This is a genomic window from Streptosporangium sp. NPDC087985 (genome assembly GCF_044741965.1).
GTDB lineage: Bacteria > Actinomycetota > Actinomycetes > Streptosporangiales > Streptosporangiaceae > Streptosporangium.
In genome coordinates this window covers 397,805-417,588 of the sequence record NZ_JBIUTQ010000002.1, presented here as the reverse complement: position 1 = coordinate 417,588, position 19,784 = coordinate 397,805, and the positions used below count along the sequence as shown (strand labels likewise).

Below are 19,784 nucleotides of genomic sequence, written 5' to 3'. Positions count from 1 at the left end.
TGATCGGCTACTTTGAGTAATGCTCTTGCTGAGCTGGGCATACAGGGGGAAGCCGTGAAGACCGACGAGGGCTACAGCCACGCGCTCGGCAACCGCCAGGTGCAGATGATCGCGATCGGGGGCGCGATCGGCGTCGGTCTGTTCCTCGGTGCCGGTGGGCGGCTCCAGGCGACAGGTCCGGCCCTCGTGCTGTCGTACGCGGCCGCCGGGCTCGCGGCGTTCTTCGTGATGCGGGCCCTCGGCGAACTGGTGCTCTACAAGCCGACCTCGGGCTCGTTCGTCGACTACGCCGCCGACTTCGTCGGGCCGTGGGCGGCCTTCGCCAGCGGCTGGATGTACTGGATCAACTGGGCTTTTACCGGCATCGCCGAGCTGACCGCGATCTCCATCTACGTGAGCATGTGGGCGCCGCAGTTCCCCCGGTGGCTCACCGCGCTCATCTCGCTGGCGTTCCTGCTGACCGTCAACCTGCTGTCGGTGCGGCTCTTCGGCGAGCTGGAGTTCTGGTTCGCCCTGCTCAAAGTGCTGGCCATCTGCGCGTTCCTGGTGATCGGGCTGGTGCTGGTGATCTTCGGGCTGGGCCTGGGCGGGAGCAGCGCGGGGATCGCGAACCTCACCGCCCACGGCGGCTTCTTCCCGCATGGTTTCCCCATCGTGCTGATGAGCCTCCAGTCAGTGATCTTCGCCTACTCCTCGATCGAGGTGGTCGGCATCACGGCGGGCGAGACGAAGAACCCCCAGCAGGTCATGCCCAAGGCGATCAACAGCGTGATCTGGCGGATCGCGATCTTCTACATCGGCTCGGTCCTGCTGCTGGGCATGGTCCTGCCGTGGACCGCCTACGGCCCCGACCAGTCCCCGTTCGTGACGGTCTTCGCCGCGCTCGGCGCCCCCTGGGCCGCCGACGCCATGAATCTGGTCGTCATCACCGCGGCCCTGTCGTCGTGCAACTCCGGCCTCTACTCCACCGGCCGGATCCTGCGTTCCATGGCCCGCAAGGGCGAGGCCCCCGCCTTCGCCGGGCTGCTCAGCTCCCGCCACGTCCCCTACGGCGGCATCCTCATCACCGCGACCGTGTTCGTCGCCGGGGTCGTCCTCTACTACTTCGTCCCGGAGCGTGCCTTCAACATCGCCACCGCGGTCGCCTCCCTCGGCGTGGTCACCACCTGGGGCACCCTGGTCTTCTGCCAGATCAGGCTGCGCCGCGCCGCCGAACAGGGCCTGCTCGAACGCCCTCCCTTCCGGATGCCGGGCTCGCCGTACACCAACTGGCTGACCCTGGGCTTCCTCGCCCTGGTGGTGCTGCTCATGCCGTTCGCCGACGCCGACCAGCGCATCGCCTTCTTCTGCGCCCCCTTCCTGGTCGCCGCCATCGCCGTCGGCTGGCGGATCGTCGGCTCCCGGCACCGCGTCGAGGCGCCCGTTGACTGAACGTGGCGGCTGCGGGGAGCTCCTGGCCGCCGGGACGGTCCCCGGACCGCGGCGGTCGGGAGGTCAGGCCTGATCGCTCGTCCGCCGCTCCTCGGCCAGCTGGAGCCCCGCCTCGATGACGGCGTTCATGATGGGGGCGAGCCGCGCCTCACCGAGGGTGGGGGCGCGGCGCGCCATCTCGGCGACCAGGCGGCGCTCGCGGTCCATGTCGCGGCCGGCGAAGCCGCCGACGGGTTTGAGGCGCTGGATGGTGCCGGCGAGTCCGGCGCGGCGCTCCAGGAGGACGGCGAGGGCCGCGTCGACGCGGTCGATGGCACCGCGGGCGGCGAGGACCGAGCCGGGCTCCTCGGGACGGGTGACCGCTCCGACGACCTTCACGGCCTCCAGCGCGGCGAGAGCGGTCTGCTCGGTGGCGCCGGGAGCCAGGAACAGGCCGTCGGCCCCGGCGGCGATCGCGGCGGCGGCCAGCGCGGGATCCTCGCCGAGGTCGACCAGGACGGGGCGGCCGGACCTCTCCCTGGCGGCACGCATCAGGCCCAGGTCGAGGGTCACCCCGGCCAGGTGCGTACGGCTGCCGCTCTCGCAGAGCAGGACCTGGTCGTTGCCCTCGGCCACGCAGTAGTCGGCGATGGCCAGCCACTCCTCCAAGGTCGCCGCCGGGCCGCGCTGGACGACCACGGGCAGACCCAGGCGGGCGACCGCGCGGACCAGCTGGAAGTCCTGCATCCAGGCCGCGCCGACCACCACGCCGTCGGCGTTCTCCGCGATCTCCGGCAGATCGCCCGTGGAGAACGGCTCCACCAGGATCGGCCCCGCCCACTCGGCGCGGACCTCCGCCACGGCCCCGGCCGCGGTCACCCGCCCATGGTGGCCGCGCAGGTTGACCCAGCGGGCGTCCGCGCCCGGCCCGCCGATCACCACGGCCGGCCCGGCTCCCACCTCCAGCGTCCCCAGATTCACGGCTCCGCGCTCCAGGTGTGCGGTCGACAACGACATCTCGGCTCCTCATGCTCAGCCGGCGTGCATCCCGCGAGCCGGCAGGTCGTAGAAAACGAAAAAGGCAGAGACGTGGTCTCTGCCCTGTGCCGGCTCCGGATGGTCGCTAGATCACACTGTCACGACCGGCCCTCCCGGAACCGGCTCGATAAACGCGAAATAGCAAGTCATGGGATCGACGATAGGCCATCTCCTCGCCGGATGCCACCTACTGGACAATCCGTCTCGGATTATGGACGCCCGGGTCTCGCGGGAGTCGATCGCCCTTCTCGGCCTATGAGAGTATTCGGGGGTTTAGAAAGGGGTAGGTGCGGTTGATGGCCGAAGCACAGTCTTCTGAGGGACGTCGCGTTGCCGCCCGCTACCACCTCCGCGAGCCCATCGGCCGGGGTGGCATGGGCATCGTGTGGCGGGCCCACGATGAGCTTCTCGACCGTGAGGTCGCGGTCAAGGAGGTCCGCTACGCCGACATGCTCGGCGAGCACAACCAGGAAGACTTCAACCGGCGCACCAAGCGCGAGGCGCGGGCCGCCGGGCGGCTGACGCACCCGAACGTGGTGGTCGTCCACGACGTGGTCGAGGAGGACGGGCGTCCCTGGATCGTCATGCAGCTGGTGGAGTCCCGGTCGCTCGGCAAGGTCCTGCGGCAGGACGGCCCGCTACCGCCGGAGCGGGTCGCGGAGATCGGACTCCAGATGCTGGACGCGCTGCGTGCCGCGCACACGCAGGGAGTGCTGCACCGGGACGTCAAGCCGGAGAACGTGCTGATGGCCGACGACGGCCGGGTCGTGCTGACCGACTTCGGGATCGCGACGCTCGAGACCGAGACCGCGCTGACCATGACCGGCATCGCGGGCACGCCCGCGTTCATCCCCCCGGAGCGGATCAAGGGCGGCAGCGCGCAGCGCGAGTCGGACCTGTGGTCCCTCGGGGCGACGCTGTACGCGGCCGTGGAGGGCAGGCCGCCCCACGACCGGGGCGGGGCGCTGCCGACCATGCACGCCGTGCTGAACGACGAGCCCGAGCCCCCGGTCCGTGCGGGCCGGCTGCTGAGCACGGTGCTCGACGGCCTGCTGCGCAAGGACCCGGCCCAGCGCATGTCCTACGACGAGGCCGCGCGGCTGCTGCGCGAGGTGGCCGAGGGCGGCAGGCAGCGGCCCGCCCGGCCGGCCAAGCCCACCAGGACGGCCGTCATGCCGGCCGTGGGCACCTCGCCGACGGCCGAGACCGACCCCGGCATCCAGTACGCACCGGGGGACTTCCCCGCGACCGGGGCGAAGCTGGAGCCGGCCGCGTCGGCATCCGCCGAGAGCCCGCCTCCCGCAGCGCCGGCACGGCGGCCGGAGCCGCAGCAGGCCGCCGCCGTACGGCAGGAGCCCGCCCCCGTACGGCAGGAGCCCGCCCCCGAAGAGGCTCCCAAGGCCGGACGCGCCCCCTTCCCGCCTGTCCGGCGAGAGCCCGTCCCCCGGCCCCGGCCGGAGCCGGAGCCGGTCGCGCCTGCCTCCGTCCCACCGGCGGGACGGGACGCCGAGGTCGTCGGCCTGGAGGCCGCACCGGTGGAGGGACACCTCTTCACGTCGCCGACGGTGACCTCCCGGGGGCCTCAGTCACCCATGAAACGCGGCCTGCTGGTGGCCGTGCCCGCGATTCTGGTCGTCGGGGTGATCGCGGGATGGCTCGGGATGCACAGTGGCGAGCCGGACACCCAGTCGGCGCCCCCCTCAGGCGGACCGGCCAGGTCGGCCGAGCCGGCTCAGACGGGTCCGAGCTCCGCACCGTCCACGTCCGCCCCTCCGACCTCCAGCTCCAGTCCCAGTCCCAGTCCCGCCAAGACGGAGGAGAAGTCGAAGCTCCCTGAGGGCTGGCACATGCACAAGGACAGCAACGACTTCTCGATCGGCCTCCCCAAGGGGTGGTACGTGGAGAGGCGGCAGGGGACGCAGGTTCGGTTCCGCGGGCCGAACGACCCGGTGAGCTACATGATGGTCGAATACGTCGACAAGGCCGGCCCCGACCCGAAGAAGGACTGGGAGAAGCAGGAGCCCTACAGCCGGGGCAACTTCCCCGGCTACAAGCGGGTCCGGATCGAGAAGGTCGACTACATGGAGAAGGCCGCCGACTGGGTGTTCACCTGGAACGTGCGTGCGGGCAAGGCCCGGGTGATCAACCGGGGGTTCGTCACCAAGGGTGGCCGGGGATACGCGATCTACTGGCACACCCTGGACAAGAACTGGAAGAAGAACCTCCCCCTCTTCGAGGGGTTCACCCAGACCTTCTCGTCGAAAAAGTGAGGTCCGCTCCGACCGGCTCTGATTAGTACGTTCGAGAGGGGCGGAAGAATGACCGAACGGAAGGTGGCGGGCCGTTACCGCCTGCTCGAACCCATCGGCGAGGGCGGGATGGGGGTCGTCTGGCGGGCCCACGACGAGCTTCTCGACCGGATCGTGGCGGTCAAGGAGGTCCGCTATCGCGGGGTCGACGAGGCCGCGCGTGCCGAGCTGAACCGGCGAACGATCCGGGAGGCCAGGACCGCCGGGCGGCTCGACCATCCATCCGTGATCATCGTGCACGACGTGGTCGAGGAGGAGGGGCGGCCCTGGATCGTCATGCAGCTGGTCCGGTCGCGCTCGCTGGGCCAGATCGTCCGCGAGGACGGGCCACTGGCGCCCGAGCGGGTGGCCTCGGTCGGGCTGCAGGTGCTGGACGCCCTGCTGGCCGCGCACGCCGCCGGGGTGACGCACCGGGACGTCAAACCGGAGAACGTGCTGCTGGCCGATGACGGCCGGGTCGTGCTGACCGACTTCGGGATCGCCTCGATGGCGCAGGAGACGGGGATCACCCGGACGGGCGGGGTGATCGGCACCCCGGCCTTCCTCCCCCCGGAACGGCTCCACGGGCTGGCCGCCACCCCCGAGTCCGACCTGTGGTCCCTCGGGGCGACGCTGTACGCGGCGCTGGAGGGCCGCCCTCCGTTCGAGCGGGCCACGGCCGCGGCGACCATGATGGCCGTCCTCAACGGCGAACCCGCCCCCCTGAGGCACACCGGTCCCCTGAGCACCGCGGTCCTCGGCCTGATGGCCAGGGACCCCGCCGGCCGGATGACCGCCGAGCAGGCCACGGCTCTGCTCAGCCGCGCCGCCTCCGACCGGCCCTCCGTGCACCCGGACCTCATCGGCGACCCGGTGCGGCCGTCCTATCGGAACGGTCCCCCCCACACCGGGCAGCCCTTCCCGGACGGACCCGCGCATCCGGGGCAGTGGCCGCACGGCGGACAGCCCACCGGCACCGGCCGGCCCGTTGCTCCGGCGCGGCGGCCAGGAGCGGGGCGGGTGGCGCTCGTGGCCGGGGTGCCCCTGCTCGCGGTCGCGGTCGGGGTCGGCGGATGGCTGATGCTCCGTGATCAGGGTGTTCAGGGTGACACCGGGGCCGCCTCGTCGGCGGTCCCCGGCCAGACGACCGCCCCCGTCCGTCCCTCCCGGACCCCTGATACGGCCTCCGCCCCGTCCGGGCGTCCGTCCCCGGCGATCCCCGCGGGCTGGCGGCTCCACCGGGACCCGATGGGCTTCACCGTCGCGGTGCCCCGGGGCTGGGCCGTCAAGCGGTTCTCCGGCCGCGACCGGGTCGAGTTCCGGCCTCCGGGGAGGAACGGCTTCCTGTGGATCGAGTCGACCGAGGACCCCGAGACGGACCCGGTCAGGCACTGGGAGAAGGTGGAGCGGGGCGGCCTGGCCAAGAACATCTGGCCGGGTTACGAGCGGATCGGCATCACCCCGCTGAGATACCGCGGCCTCCCGGCGGCCGACTGGGAGTTCACCTACATGAAGGACAAGGTCAAGACCCGCGTCCTGGACCGGGGTTTCCGCACGCTCACGGGCCGCCCGTACGCGATCTACTGGGAAGGTCCAGACGACATCAGGTCGAACCAGTCGTTCTTCGACAAGTTCACCGATACCTTCCAACCGTGACCATGCAGGAACATACGTAACGTGACCAGAGAACCGGATATAACCTCATGACCATGGATATACCCACCCGTTCCTCAGCGATCAGGGACGGACTGGGCGTGGGGATCGCCGTGGGGCTGGCCGGGCTGGCGTTCGGCGCCGCCGCGGTCACCGCGGGGCTGAGCGTCGCGCAGGCATGCGCGCTGAGCCTGTTCGCCTTCACCGGAGCCTCACAGTTCGCCATGGTGGGGGTCGTCGCGGGCGGCGGCAGCCTGGTCGCGGGCACGGCGGGCGCGCTGCTACTCGGGGTCCGCAACGGTCTGTACGGCCTGCGCATGGCCGACCTGCTGGGGATGCGGGGCTGGCGCAGGCTCCCCGCGGCCCACGGCGTGATCGACGAGACGGCCGCGGTGGCCCTGGCCCAGCCCGACGAGGAGTCGGCCAGGACCGGCTTCCTCGTCACGTTCGTCAGCCTCTACCTGACCTGGAACGCCACCACCCTGCTCGGCGCGGTGGGCACCTCCTGGGTGAGCGACCCGGCCGTGTTCGGCCTGGACGCGGTGGGCCCGGCGACGTTCCTGGCCATCCTGTGGCCCCGGCTCGCCGGAGACGGCCCCGAGACGCGCGCGCTGAGGCTGATCGCCGGCGGCGGCGCGGCGATCGCGCTGGCCACGACCCCGTTCACCCCGCCGGGTGTGCCCGTGCTGATCGCTGCGGTGGCCGTGCTCGCCGTCGTCCTGAGGAGGCCGAAGTGACTGTCTGGTGGGCCATCGTGATCACCTGCGCGGGCTGTTACGCGCTGAAGCTCGCCGGGCTGTCGGCTCCGCGCCGGGTGCTCGATCATCCGACGGTGCAGCGCTTCGCCGCGCTGGTCCCGGTGGCGCTGCTGGCCGCGCTGATCGCGGTGCAGACCTTCGCCCACGGCCAGACGCTCCACTTCGACCTGCCGCGCACCGCCGGGCTCGGGGCCGCCGTCGTCGCCCTGCTGCTCCGCGCACCCTTCCTGGTGGTACTGGCGACGGCGGCCGTCGTCACGGCCCTGCTGCGCTGGTGCATCCCATGATCCAGCAGAGGCACGGCCCGCCCGAGAACGGGCCTGAGCAGGCCCGGGCCCCGGGCCCAGGACCGACGGAAACGGCGACGACGGTTGACCGCCGCGAGGGCGGGTAGCCGCTAGGACTCGCTGCCGACGACCTTCAGGGCGTGGGCCAGATCATCGGGGTAGTCGGTGACGAAGGAGACCCACTCGCCCGTCGCGGGATGCTCGAATGCCAGGGAGACCGCGTGCAGCCACTGCCGGGTCATGCCCAGCCGCGCGGCCAGCGTGGGGTCCGCGCCGTACATCATGTCGCCGACGCACGGGTGACGCAGTGCCGACATGTGAACGCGGATCTGGTGGGTCCGGCCGGTCTCCAGCTTGATGTCCAGCAGCGACGCCGCGCGGAACGCCTCGATCGTGTCGTAGTGGGTGACCGACTCCTTGCCCCCGGCCACGACCGCGAACCGCCCGTCCCCGGAGGGGTGCCGGTCGATCGGCGCGTCGACGGTACCGCGCAGCGGGTCGGGATGGCCCTGGACCAGCGCGTGGTAGCGCTTGTCGACCGTGCGCTCCTTGAAGGCCCGCTTGAGATGCGAGTAGGCGTGCTCGCTCTTGGCCACGACCATCGCGCCGGTGGTGTTGGCGTCCAGGCGGTGCACGATCCCCTGGCGCTCGGCGGCGCCGCTCGTCGCCACCCGGTGCCCGGTGCCGAGCAGTCCGCCGATGACGGTCGGCCCGGTCCAGCCGGTGGTCGGATGGGCGGCCACGCCGATGGGCTTGTTGACGACGACGATGTCGTCGTCCTCATAAATGATCTTCATGCCGGGGACGGGCTCCGCGACCGGCATCGGCGCGCTGGGCGGCGGCGGCAGGCTGACGTCCAGCCACGCGCCGGCGTGGACCCGGTCGGATTTGGCAGCGGCCGAGCCGTCCACCAGCACGTCGCCGGAGACGATCAGCTCGGCGGCGCGGGTACGGGAGAGGCCGAACAGCCGGGACAGGGCGGCGTCGAGGCGCTCGCCCTCCAACCCCTCGGGAACCGGAAGACTACGCTGCTCAGCCATTGTTCTTCTTCTCTCCCATGTCGCGCGTGCCGTCGATCTGGTAGCCCCGCCAGGCAAGGAAGACGGCGAGGATCCCGCCGCAGACGATCGCCGAGTCGGCGACGTTGAAGACCGGGAAGTGCCCCGGGAAGGTCTCGATGAAGTCGACCACGTGTCCCTGGAACGGCGAGGGCCGGCCGAAGCCCGAGGGCCAGCGGAAAACGCGGTCGGTCAGGTTTCCGAACGCCCCGCCGAGCATCAGGCCGAGCGTGACCGCCCACGGCAGGCTCTGTAGCCGCCGTGCGGTGCGCAGAATCGCGATCACCACTCCGGCCGCGACGAACGTGAAGACGATCGTCATGCCGGTGCCCATGCTGAACGCGGCCCCGGAGTTGAAGATTACCCGGAACTGAAGCAATCCGGGGATGACGACGAGCGGCTCCCTGTCTTCGAGCGTCTTCAACACGACGGTCTTCGTGACCAGATCGAGTATGTAGACGATCGGGGCGATCGCCGCCAGCACGGCGATCCTCCGCGCCCCGGGCGGGGCGACCGCAGCCGCCCCGTCGACGGTGTCGCCGGTCAGTGGCGTTCCTCCCGCTGCTTGCAGGCCACGCACAGCGTCGCCCTCGGGAACGCCTGAAGGCGTTCCTTGCCGATCGGCTTGTGGCACGATTCGCACACTCCGTAGGTTCCCGCGTCGATCCGGGCGATCGCCCGCTCGTTCTGCGCGACCAGGTCGCGTGAATTCAGGGTAAGGGCGATCTCGCGTTCCCGCTCATACGTGCGGGCGCCGGCATCCGCCTGGTCGTCCCCGGCACCGTCGGCCACGTCACTCGACGCGATCTCGGTCTCAGCCTTGATGATCTCCCGGTTCAGCTCCTGGATCTCCACGGCCAGCCGCTCGCGGACCTTCGCGAGTTCCTCGGCCGACCAGGTGACGACGGTACTGTCCTTCGACGGCGCTACCGCGCTCCCGTCTGCGCGTACAGTCGCGGCCATGTCGGCCTCCTTGCTCGATCGGACCGTATCCCATGCGGTAAACGGTGCGGGCAGCCTAGGTCTCTCATAACAGAACGGCAAACGGCTCGCCGTGATGTTTACCACTCCCGTAACATCCAGCCCCTTCCTCTCGATTCCCCCGCCGCATCGATAACGGGAAGCTTTGAACAGGCCCGTGCGTTATCGTTTGAGTTCGCAAGGCTTTGATGGGGACAGCTAACTCCGTGTTCCCTCGCACGAGCGACCCGGGGACGGTGTGAGCCCGGGGCGAGGACCGGAGGGAAAATCACCCCGGAGCCGCCGGAAGAACGGTCCTCGCGACCCAGTAGACCCGGCAGCGACCCAAGGAAGAGGACCTTCTCAGGAGAAGGTCAAGGAGGGTGGTACCGCGGGGCCGCGATGGTCTCGTCCCTCCACGCCACTGCCAGCTCCAGCGTGGAGGTCCCGCCCGTTATGTCCGCCTATTTCCGTCCTCTTCCCGCGCAGGTCGACCTGCCCGCGCTTGAACATGAGGTGCTCGACCGCTGGCGGGACGGCAAGGTCTTCGAGCGCTCGGTCGAACAGAACGCCGACGGCCCCAACTGGGTCTTCTACGAGGGCCCGCCCACCGCCAACGGCATGCCCGGCGTGCACCACGTCGAGGCCCGCGTCTTCAAGGACCTCTTCCCCCGCTACAAGTCGATGCAGGGCTACAACGTGCCCCGCAAGGCGGGCTGGGACTGCCACGGCCTGCCCGTCGAGGTCGCCGTCGAGAAGGAACTCGGCCTGTCCGGCAAGAAGGACATCGAGGCGTACGGCATCGCCGAGTTCAACGACAGGTGCCGCCAGTCGGTGCTGCGGCACGTGGACGCCTTCGAGGACATGACCGAGCGGATGGGCTACTGGATCGACCTGTCCCAGGCCTACCGCACGATGGACCCGGCCTACGTGGAGTCCGTCTGGTGGTCGCTCAAGGTCATCTTCGACAAGGACCTCCTGTTCCGCGACTTCCGGATCACTCCCTACTGCCCGCGCTGCGGCACCGGCCTGTCCGACCACGAGCTCGGCCAGCCGGGCGGCTACGAGACCGTCTCCAGCCCGTCGGTCTACGTCCGCATGCCCGCCACCTCGGGCCCGCTGGCCGACCTCGGTGCCTCACTGCTGATCTGGACCACCACGCCGTGGACACTGGTCTCCAACACCGCGGTGGCCGTGCACCCCGACGTGACCTATGTGGCGGCGCGCCCCGCCGGATCCGACGAGGTTCTGGTGGTGGCCGAGCCGCTGCTGGTCTCCGCGCTGGGCGAGGGCGCCGAGGTGCTGGCCACCTTCCAGGGCACCGACCTGGAGCACACCACCTACTCGCGCCCCTTCGACCTGGTCGACATCCCCGGTGCCCACTACGTGGTGCTGGGCTACTACGTCACCACCGAGGACGGCACCGGTCTGGTCCACCAGGCCCCCGCCTTCGGCGCCGACGACCTGACGACCTGCAAGCGGTACGGCCTGCCGGTGGTCAACCCGATCGGCCCCGACGGACGCTTCCTCGACGGTGTCCCGCAGGTCAGCGGCCAGTTCTTCAAGGAGGCCGACGAGGGCCTCACCGAGGACCTCAGGGCGCGTGGCCTGCTCTACCGGGGCGGTCACTTCGAGCACAGCTACCCGCACTGCTGGCGCTGCCACACCGCACTGCTCTACTACGCGCTCCCCGCCTGGTACATCCGGACCACGGCCATCAAGGAGCAGCTCCTCGCCGAGAACGAGAAGACCAGCTGGTACCCCGAGACGATCAAGTGGGGCCGCTTCGGCGAATGGCTGCGCAACAACGTCGACTGGTCGCTGTCCCGGTCGCGTTACTGGGGCACGCCGCTGCCGCTCTGGATCTGCTCGGCCGACGAGTCGCACGTCACCTGTGTCGGCTCGCTGGAGGAGCTGAGCCAGCTGGCGGGCCAGGACGTGTCCGCACTCGACCCGCACCGCCCCTACGTGGACGACATCGCGCTGCCCTGCCCCACCTGCGGGGCCGAGGCGCGCCGGGTGCCGGACGTGATCGACGCCTGGTATGACTCGGGATCGATGCCGTTCGCCCAGTGGGGCGCTCCGCACCAACAGGCCGACCTGTTCGACAAGGCCTACCCCGCGCAGTTCATCTGCGAGGCCACCGACCAGACTCGCGGCTGGTTCTACTCGCTGATGGCGGTCGGCACACTGGTCTTCGGCAGGTCGTCGTACGAGAACGTGCTCTGCCTGGGCCTGATCCTCGCCGAGGACGGCCGCAAGATGAGCAAGCACCTGGGCAACGTGCTGGAGCCGATCCCGCTGATGGACCGGCACGGCGCCGACGCGCTGCGCTGGTACATGGCCTGCGCCGGTTCACCGTGGGCGGCCCGCCGGGTGGGGCACAACGCTCTGGAGGAGATCGTCCGCAAGGTCCTGCTGACCTACTGGAACACCGCGTCGTTCTTCACGCTCTACGCCAACGCCGAGTCGTGGGCGCCGTCCAGGCTCGCCGAGGCCCCCTCACCCGCCGAACGCCCGCTGATCGACCGCTGGGCGCTGGCCGAGCTGCACCGGACGGTGGCCGAGGTCACCGCGTCGCTGGACGAGTTCGACACCGCCCGGGCCGGACGGCGGCTGGCGGAGTTCCTCGACGACCTGTCCAACTGGTACGTGCGGCGCTCCCGCCGCCGGTTCTGGTCCGGTGACACCTCGGCGTTCGCCACGCTCTACGAATGCCTGGAGACCGTCACCCGGCTGATGTCACCGGTGGCGCCGTTCATCACCGACTACGTCTGGGACGTGCTCCGCGACGCCGACGGCCCCTCCTCGGTCCACCTGGCCACCTGGCCCTCCGTGTCCGAGGAACTGCTGAATCCCGCGCTCTCGGAGCAGATGGCGCTGGTCCGCCGCCTGGTGGAGCTGGGCCGCTCGGCCCGCGCCTCCAGCGGGGTCAAGACCCGCCAGCCGCTCGGCCGCGCCCTGGTCGGCGCTCGCGGCTGGGCCGCGCTCTCCCCCGAGCTGCGTGAGCTGATCGCCGACGAGCTCAACGTGCAGGACCTGGAGGATCTGTCGGGTATGGGAGCCGACCTGGTCTCCTTCACGGTCAAGCCCAACTTCCGGGCGCTGGGCAAGAGGTTCGGCTCGCAGACCAAGCTGGTCGCCGCGGCCGTCACCGCCGCCGATGCCGGAGAGCTCGCCCACGGCCTCCGCTCCGGCTCGGCGGTCTCGGTGGACGCCGGTGAGCTGGGGACGGTTGAGCTGAGCGGCGAGGAAGTGATCGTCACCGAGCAGCCGAAGTCCGGCTGGGCCGTGGAGACCGGGGCCATCGGCACCGGCACCGGTGAGACGGTCGCCCTCGACCTGACCATCACCGACGATCTGCGCCGCTCCGGCCTGATCCGCGACGTCATCCGCCTGCTCCAGGACGCCCGTAAGTCGACCGGCCTGTCCATCTCCGACCGGATCGACGTGTGGTGGTCCACCGGCGACGGCGACCTGGCCGAGGCACTGCGCGCCCAGGGCGGCACAGTCGCCGACGAGGTCCTCGCCGTCTCCCTCACCGAGGGCACCGACGACGGTCTCCCCGCCCACCACGACGCCGACCTCGGCCTGACCTTCCAGCTCCGCCGTACCGTCTGATCTCCGGCGGGGATCCCCGTGGCACGGGGATCCCCGCCGGAGAGAGCAATGGGCCCCGGGGATCCATCCCCGGGGCCCATTGCCGATGACCGGCCGGTGTCCTAGCCGTCCCGGCAGACCGAGCAACCACTCAGACCTGCCTCCTCGGCCTCGGCCCGGGACATGGTCTCGATGCCACTGTCATCCGTGCCCCTGATGAGGGGGCAGGCGGAGCTGTGGAAGCGGCGGGTCCCGACGATGACCTTGACCGTTCCCGGCCCCCCTGGATCCGGCCCGTCCTGGACGACCGGAATCCCGTGGGGAGAGGTGTCGGCGTCTTCACCGTCCTCGTCAGGAGCTTCCTCCGGGGCGGTCTGCCTGCCCGCAGAGGTCTCCGCCTCCTCTGGGGTGGAGTCGGCCGGCACCGGCTGCCCGGCGCGCCCGGATGCGGTCTCAGCCGGCTCCACCGGATCGGGGGTGCTGTCCGGCTCAGCGGACACGGGCTCGCCGATGGGGTCCTGCTTCTCGGGGGAGGACTCCCGCGTGGCGGAGCCGGGCCGGCCATCGGATCCGGCGGGGCCGGTTCCGGAGGACGCGGCCGGGGTCTCGTCCCCGGCAGGCTCCGGCGGTGCCGGACTGTCGGCCTCGGCGGGAGCTTCGACCTCGGTGGAACCGGGGGGAGCTGCCTCCGGCTCGGCCGGGGTCTCGTCCCTGGAGTCGCCGGAAGGGGTGGGTCCGGCCGGCCCCTCCGGGGTGGCCGCCGCGGCCTTGGCCACGTCGCGGCTGAACCAGCTGGTTACCTCGGAATCGGCGGAGGTCTCCGACGGGGGCACCGGGGGCTGGGCCTGCGCGGGCCGTTCGACGGGCTGAGCCGCGCGGAGCGACGGGCTCACCGGCTCCTGGGGCTGTGCCCGCTCCTGAGGGGCCGGAGCGTCCTGGACATGGAGCCGGGCCACCGGGGCGACCTCCTGAGGATCGGAGGAGGTGACAGGTCGGTACGGCGGGTTGAAACGGGCGGTGGGCTCGTCAACGCCGAGTTCACTGGTGTCAGCGGAGACGTCGTCCTTAGAGGGGGGCGCCAGGGGCGCGGCCGGCTCCTGGACTCCACGGGGAGTGTCCTGCGGCTGCTTCCCGCCGGTGAACTCGGGCAGGCACGTGGTGCAGGGTGTGAAGCCCTCCTCCCGCGCCTCCTCGTGAGTGAGCTCCTCATGATCCCTGCCGACCAGCTGCCTGCATCCGGCGACGTGATACCGCTTGCGCCCCGGGATCACCACGACGATCGCCTTGGCGTCCAGAAGACCCTGCCTCGCGGAGGGGATCCGTCCGGGCGCCGGGCTCATCCGGGGGTGGGTCGCGACCGCCGTCGGTCGCGTGCCCTGCGTCGCCGTCGTGTACGGGGCCGGGGGGACATGCGGGTCCGGCATCATGTGCGGCGCGGGCATCGGCCCGGCCGGAACCGGTCCCTTGGACGGAAGCGGAGCCGACCCGGCGTGCCCGCCGCCGGGGAACAACTCATGGCGGCGCAACAACGCCCCGATCACCAGGAAGACCGCGGACAGCACACTGACCGCGATCGACCACATGACCAGAAACGGCTTGGCCAGCACGAATCCCGCGATGAGCAGGACGATGGCCGTAACCACCAAGCCGGCGCTGATAAGGATCACAGAGGAACTCCCGGATACGGGTCAGGGGGATGACCCGACACCCTAGCGGCGGTCGTTGTGCGGACCATCAACGCCCTGGAAGGCGCCCGAATGCTGCGACGGTTCGCCACCGAACGGGTTGGGGGCGTTCTGGATGGGCTGCTGTCCACCAGGAGCCACGGCGTGGGACATGGCAGGGGGTCCACCCACCATGGGGAACCCGCCGCTGCCCTCGGCAGCCACGTTCAGCTCGGCGAGCTGGTTCTCCAGGTAGAGCTTCAGACGGCTGCGGTATTCGCGCTCGAAACTGCGGAGCTCCTCGACCTTGCGCTCAAGCTCGTCGCGTGTCTGCACCAGCGAGCCCATGGCCTGCCGGTGTCGTTCCTGCGCGTCACGTTCCAGCGTCTCGGCGCGGGCACGGGCGTCACCGATGACCTGCTCGGCCTGGCGGCGCGCCTTGCCGAGGATGTCGTCGGCCTCGCGGCGCGCCCGGGTCACCGTCTCGTCCGCCTCCCGGCGGGCGTCGGAGATCGCCTGGTCGGCCGTCTGCTGGGCCAGCGCGAGCACGCGGGCCGCGGTGTCCATGTTGTCCTCAGCCGGGGGCATTCCCATGCCAACAGGCATGGGCTGCTGGTGCTGCACCGGCTCGGGGGCACGCATGGGCTCCGGCTGCGGCATCATCATCTCGGGCTTGGGCTCAGCGACGGGGGCGGGCGCCATGGCCATCCCCATTCCACCGGGCACCTTGCCCCGCAGGCACTCCGCCAGTTTGGCGCGGAGCTCCTCGTTCTCCTGAATGAGACGGTCCAGTTCGGACTCCACCTCATCAAGGAAGGCGTCTACCTCTTCCTCGTCGTAGCCCGGCCTGAGCCGGGTCGTACTGAATTGCTTGTTCCGCACATCGGCGGGCGTCAGCGGCATTTCGGTCTCCTTGGCGCGCTTGGAGTCTGTCCGGAGGGACGGTACCCGATCAACGAAGCGCGGACACGAGTTGGATCAAGACCAAGACCACAAGGAACAGCACTGTGAAGCTTAGGTCAAAAGCCACCGTACCCAACCGGAGTGGTGGAATGAAACGGCGGAGGAACTTGAGAGGTGGGTCGGTTACCGTGTATACGGCTTCCGCCAGGACGAGGACAACCCCCGTGGGCCGCCACTGACGCGCGAACGCCTGCACCGTCTCAAAGATCATTCTGCCGATCAGCAGAACGAGGTAGAGAGCCAGGACGGCGACCAAGATCTCGCTAACGATCCCCACGGTCCGCCCCCGCCTCCACTCTGTTCCGCCGTCCCCGGTCTTGTCGGGACCTGTCCGGCCGCTCACTGTTCATGGTGGAACTCTAGCTCTGGTTGAAGAACCCGCGTTCCGCGATTCGGGCCTTGTCCTCGGCAGTCACCTCGACATTGGCAGGGGACAACAGGAACACCTTGTTGGTAACACGTTCAATGCTGCCATGTAGGCCAAAGACAAGACCTGCCGCGAAATCGACAAGTCGCTTGGCGTCACTGTCAACCATTTCGGTCAGATTCATGATGACCGGGGTGCCGTCGCGGAAGTGCTCACCGATTGTCCGCGCCTCGTTGTAGGTGCGAGGATGAAGTGTCGTGATACGTGCCAGATCCGTCGTGCGGCGCTCCATGACAGCCGTCGCGGGCCTCGGAGCGGGCACACCCGGGTCGGTGTCGTCCTCGCGGTCGTGGACCGTGCCAGGCCGCCCGTCGCCGCCCCTCCGCGAGTCGTCGAAGTCGTCGTACTCGTCGTCGGAATAGCTGTCGTATCTCTCGTAGCGGTCGTCCTCCACAAGACCGAGATAGACCGCCATCTTGCGCATCGCGCCGGCCATCGCTACTTCTTCCTCCGCCTGACTTCGATTTGCCCGGGGCGGTAGCCGCACCCCCTTGGAGCTCACCACCGATCGACCTCTATCTGGATAGGCGGACGCCAAGGTCCACTTGGAGGGACATTACCTGACTAAGGGCTCCCTGCGACCGAGCAACGCCGTACCGACACGCAGGTGTGTCGCGCCATTCGCAATAGCCTGGGACATATCAGCGCTCATCCCCGCCGAGATGACATCGGCCCCCGGATGAGCATCCCGTACGGCCTGCGCGATCTCACGCAGCTCCGCGAAAGCCCTGGCCGGCTCCCCGCCCAGCGGCGCCACCGCCATCACCCCGCCCAGACGTAACCCCGGGGCGGCGGCGAGGGCCTCCGCCAGCGCGGGCACGTCCTCCGGCCGCGTCCCGCCCCGTCCGGGATCGCCGTCCAGGGCGACCTGCAGCAGGCAGGTGATCTCCCTGCCCGCCCTGACCGCCTCCTGACTGAGTGCGGTCACCAGGCGTGGACGGTCCACCGAGTGGATGACGTCGGCGTAGCCGACCACGGAACGGGCCTTGTTGGTCTGCAACTGACCGACGAAGTGCCAGGTGAGGCCCAGCCCGGCGCATTCTCGCGCCTTGACCGAGGCCTCCTGGTCGCGGTTCTCCCCCACATCCGTCACTCCCAGCGCGGCCAGCAGGCGCACGTCAGAGGCGGGATAGGTCTTGCTCACCGCGATGAGCGTCAACTCCTCGCGGGCACGGCCGGCGGCCCGGCAGGCTTCGGCGATTTTCGCCTCGACCCGGGCCAGACCGGCCGCGATCTCATCACGTCGTGTTGCTTCCGTCACATTTCCGCCGTTCGATTACCAACAAACTGGCGGAATCCATTTTCCCTGCCACAGCCGAGTGATCCGTCGCACACCCCGCCGTGAGCAATGTCACTTCAGGAAGTCGGGGACGTCGAGCTCCTCTTCCTGCTCCTCGAAAATCACCGGGCGCCGGCGGCCGGGGTCGGAGAGCCTCGCGGAGATGGAAGTAGGTTGCGACGGCTCGGGAGCCGGACGCGGAATGGACACCGACGGAGCCGGCGGCTCCTCAACGCGGGGCGGCTCGGCCTGCTCGGCCGGGAGGTGCACCGGCGGCTGGACGGGATGGATCTGCTGAACCGGCTGCGGAGCCGGTGGGATCGGCACCTCCACCGGCGGGGCGGGCGGGCGGACCTGTGCCGGAGACTGCTCGGCTCTCGGCTCGGGCCGGGGCTCGGCCTTCACCGTGGGCGAAGCCGGGCGGGCGGCCGGGGGCACGGGGGCGGAGCGCGACGCGGGTTGCTGGCGGGAGGCCGGCTGCGGTGCGACGGTCTTGACCTCCGCTTCGGGCTCGTCGAACCCGGCCGCGATCACCGTCACGCGCACCTCGTCGCCGAGGGCGTCGTCGATGACCGTGCCGAAGATGATGTTGGCGTCCGGCGCCGCGGCGTTGGAGACGAGCTGGGCCGCCTCGTTGATCTCGAACAGGCCGAGGTCGGAGCCACCGGCGATCGAGAGCAGCACGCCGTGCGCGCCGTCGATGCTGGCCTCCAGCAACGGGCTGGAGACCGCCATCTCGGCCGCGGCGACCGACCGGTCGTCACCGCGCGCGTGGCCGATGCCCATGAGCGCCGAGCCGGCCCCCGACATGACCGACTTCACATCGGCGAAGTCGAGGTTGATCAGACCGGGCGTGGTTATGAGGTCGGTGATGCCCTGGACACCGGAGAGCAGCACCTGGTCGGCCGCCTTGAAGGCGTCCAGCACGCTCACCTGCCGGTCGGAGATCGACAGCAGCCGGTCGTTCGGGATCACGATGAGGGTGTCGACCTCCTCGCGGAGGGTCTCTATGCCCGCCTCGGCCTGCATCGCCCTGCGCCGGCCCTCGAAGCTGAAGGGCCGGGTGACCACGCCGATGGTCAGCGCGCCCAGCGAGCGGGCGATGTTGGCCACCACCGGAGCGCCACCGGTACCCGTGCCACCTCCCTCTCCGGCGGTGACGAACACCATGTCGGCGCCCTTGATGACCTCTTCGATCTCCTCGCGGTGGTCCTCGGCCGCCTTGCGCCCGACTTCGGGGTTGGCCCCCGCGCCGAGGCCGCGGGTGAGTTCGCGCCCAACATCGAGTTTGACGTCGGCGTCACTCATCAGCAGCGCCTGAGCGTCGGTATTGATGGCGATGAACTCGACGCCCTTGAGTCCCTCCTCGATCATCCGGTTGACGGCGTTGACTCCGCCTCCACCGATTCCTACAACCTTGATGACCGCGAGGTAGTTCTGCGGTGCTGCCACGACGAGGGGCCTTTCCGCTCGTTGACTTGCAATTTCATGCGGCACGGGGGCCCGTGCCGTCGTTTCCAAAACCCTCACCCTCAAGTTGAGATTTAGATTTATGTCAACCTGAGGAGTGATACGGACAGTAGGAGTTACGCTCCGGGCGGGTCAACTAACCGCGCCGCAAGCGCGCCCGGCGTGTCGCAGGCCGTCCTTTTCGGGGAACGCGCGTGACTGAAGCAGATCACTTCACCGTCACGACGTCGGGCGAACTCACGTCATAGGTGTCGGCCGGACGTTTCAGCAGCGTAGTGAGGATCCTAGCCTTGTCCCGCGGACGGTCCCGGCCACCCCACACGACAGCGCGGCCGTCCTTCAGACGCAGCGAGACGGTCTCGGGCGAGGGAGCGAGCACCTCCGCGACCCGCGGGGCCAGATCATCCGGCAGTGCCTTTATGACGGCCAGCGCCGCGCCGGTCGCCGGGTCGCCCGGTTGCGGGTGGTCCACGCGTAGCACCGGGAGCGACGGGGGCGCGATATCTTTGACTTCGATCATCACGCCGTGCCGGTCCATGAGGGCGGACCGGGTGCCGACCGGCACCACCGCGACCGGCTCACGCTCCACGACCTCCACCACCAGCGTGCCCGGCCAGCCGCGGCTGACCCGCGCCGACTCGATCTGCCGGATCTTCATGATCCGCTCCTCGACCTGGGCCATGTCCACGACGGCCAGGGGCCTGCCCTCGGGCACCCCTGTCGCCTGCTGGATCTGCTGGGCGGGGACGCCCAGGTTCCCCACCACCTGGATGTCTCGCACCCCGAGCACCGAGGAGAAGAAGACCAGCCAGGCGGCGGTGCCCACCACCCCCACGGTGAGCAGGGCCAGGAAGGCCGACCGCGACACCCCGTTCACTGTCTCGTCCCGTCCGGCGGCCCGGGCTCCGCCGCCCCGCATCCCCTGCCGC

At 70.1% G+C, this 19,784-nt stretch carries 17 protein-coding genes; 6 read left to right on the top strand and 11 right to left on the bottom strand.

Annotated features, from left to right (window positions below; all coding sequences use genetic code 11):
- The first annotated feature begins 54 nt into the window (after positions 1-54).
- Positions 55-1,431, top strand: a complete 1,377-nt coding sequence (locus ACIN94_RS07105; protein WP_400700692.1) for an amino acid permease — start codon at positions 55-57, stop codon at positions 1,429-1,431.
- 63 nt (positions 1,432-1,494) lie between these two features.
- Here ACIN94_RS07105 and ACIN94_RS07100 read toward each other — a convergent pair whose 3' ends face one another.
- On the bottom strand, positions 1,495-2,427 hold the full coding sequence (locus ACIN94_RS07100; RefSeq protein ID WP_400700690.1) for a chorismate mutase: 933 nt from the start codon (positions 2,425-2,427) through the stop codon (positions 1,495-1,497).
- 317 nt (positions 2,428-2,744) lie between these two features.
- Here ACIN94_RS07100 and ACIN94_RS07095 point away from each other — a divergent pair, with 317 nt between their 5' ends.
- From ACIN94_RS07095 to ACIN94_RS07080, 4 genes are read left to right on the top strand one after another with little or no spacing between them, the layout of a single operon-like run.
- A complete protein-coding gene (locus ACIN94_RS07095) occupies positions 2,745-4,718 on the top strand; it encodes a protein kinase (RefSeq protein ID WP_400700688.1) in 1,974 nt (657 codons plus the stop codon).
- Positions 4,719-4,766: 48 nt separating this feature from the next.
- On the top strand, positions 4,767-6,392 hold the full coding sequence (locus ACIN94_RS07090) for a protein kinase (RefSeq protein ID WP_400700686.1): 1,626 nt from the start codon (positions 4,767-4,769) through the stop codon (positions 6,390-6,392).
- 53 nt (positions 6,393-6,445) lie between these two features.
- Entirely contained in the window at positions 6,446-7,126 is a 681-nt protein-coding gene (locus ACIN94_RS07085) for an AzlC family ABC transporter permease (RefSeq protein WP_400700684.1), read from the top strand.
- Positions 7,123-7,434, top strand: a complete 312-nt coding sequence (locus tag ACIN94_RS07080; RefSeq protein WP_400700682.1) for an AzlD domain-containing protein — start codon at positions 7,123-7,125, stop codon at positions 7,432-7,434. The genes ACIN94_RS07085 and ACIN94_RS07080 overlap by 4 nt, the downstream gene beginning before the upstream one ends.
- 110 nt (positions 7,435-7,544) lie before the next feature.
- Here ACIN94_RS07080 and ACIN94_RS07075 read toward each other — a convergent pair whose 3' ends face one another.
- Genes ACIN94_RS07075 through ACIN94_RS07065 form a run of 3 tightly spaced genes read right to left on the bottom strand, consistent with a single transcriptional unit; the run spans position 7,545 to position 9,455 of the window.
- Positions 7,545-8,474, bottom strand: a complete 930-nt coding sequence (locus ACIN94_RS07075; RefSeq protein ID WP_400700680.1) for an RluA family pseudouridine synthase — start codon at positions 8,472-8,474, stop codon at positions 7,545-7,547.
- Positions 8,467-9,072, bottom strand: a complete 606-nt coding sequence (gene lspA, locus ACIN94_RS07070) for a signal peptidase II (RefSeq protein ID WP_400700678.1) — start codon at positions 9,070-9,072, stop codon at positions 8,467-8,469. The genes ACIN94_RS07075 and lspA overlap by 8 nt, the downstream gene beginning before the upstream one ends.
- Positions 9,036-9,455 carry a TraR/DksA family transcriptional regulator gene (locus ACIN94_RS07065; protein ID WP_400700676.1) on the bottom strand — a complete coding sequence of 140 codons (420 nt, stop codon included), beginning with the start codon at positions 9,453-9,455 and terminating at the stop codon, positions 9,036-9,038. The genes lspA and ACIN94_RS07065 overlap by 37 nt, the downstream gene beginning before the upstream one ends.
- Positions 9,456-9,908: 453 nt before the next feature.
- Here ACIN94_RS07065 and ileS point away from each other — a divergent pair, with 453 nt between their 5' ends.
- Positions 9,909-13,073 (top strand): isoleucine--tRNA ligase, encoded by a 3,165-nt coding sequence (gene ileS / locus ACIN94_RS07060; protein ID WP_400700674.1) that lies wholly within the window; start codon positions 9,909-9,911, stop codon positions 13,071-13,073.
- A 101-nt stretch (positions 13,074-13,174) separates the two neighbouring features.
- Here ileS and ACIN94_RS07055 read toward each other — a convergent pair whose 3' ends face one another.
- From ACIN94_RS07055 to ACIN94_RS07025, 7 genes are all read right to left on the bottom strand, one after another.
- The gene (locus tag ACIN94_RS07055; RefSeq protein WP_400700672.1) at positions 13,175-14,719 is read right to left on the bottom strand and encodes a hypothetical protein; all 1,545 of its coding nucleotides are present in this window, start codon (positions 14,717-14,719) and stop codon (positions 13,175-13,177) included.
- A 42-nt stretch (positions 14,720-14,761) separates the two neighbouring features.
- Positions 14,762-15,619 (bottom strand): DivIVA domain-containing protein, encoded by an 858-nt coding sequence (locus ACIN94_RS07050; RefSeq protein WP_400700670.1) that lies wholly within the window; start codon positions 15,617-15,619, stop codon positions 14,762-14,764.
- Between the two features lie 49 nt (positions 15,620-15,668).
- The gene (locus tag ACIN94_RS07045) at positions 15,669-15,956 is read right to left on the bottom strand and encodes a YggT family protein (RefSeq protein ID WP_400701671.1); all 288 of its coding nucleotides are present in this window, start codon (positions 15,954-15,956) and stop codon (positions 15,669-15,671) included.
- A gap of 82 nt (positions 15,957-16,038) precedes the next feature.
- Positions 16,039-16,542, bottom strand: a complete 504-nt coding sequence (locus ACIN94_RS07040) for a cell division protein SepF (RefSeq protein ID WP_400700668.1) — start codon at positions 16,540-16,542, stop codon at positions 16,039-16,041.
- A 120-nt stretch (positions 16,543-16,662) separates the two neighbouring features.
- Positions 16,663-17,367 (bottom strand): YggS family pyridoxal phosphate-dependent enzyme, encoded by a 705-nt coding sequence (locus ACIN94_RS07035; RefSeq protein ID WP_400700666.1) that lies wholly within the window; start codon positions 17,365-17,367, stop codon positions 16,663-16,665.
- A gap of 90 nt (positions 17,368-17,457) precedes the next feature.
- Entirely contained in the window at positions 17,458-18,837 is a 1,380-nt protein-coding gene (gene ftsZ, locus ACIN94_RS07030; protein WP_400700664.1) for a cell division protein FtsZ, read from the bottom strand.
- A gap of 226 nt (positions 18,838-19,063) precedes the next feature.
- Positions 19,064-19,723, bottom strand: a complete 660-nt coding sequence (locus ACIN94_RS07025; RefSeq protein WP_400700662.1) for a cell division protein FtsQ/DivIB — start codon at positions 19,721-19,723, stop codon at positions 19,064-19,066.
- Positions 19,724-19,784 lie beyond the last annotated feature (61 nt).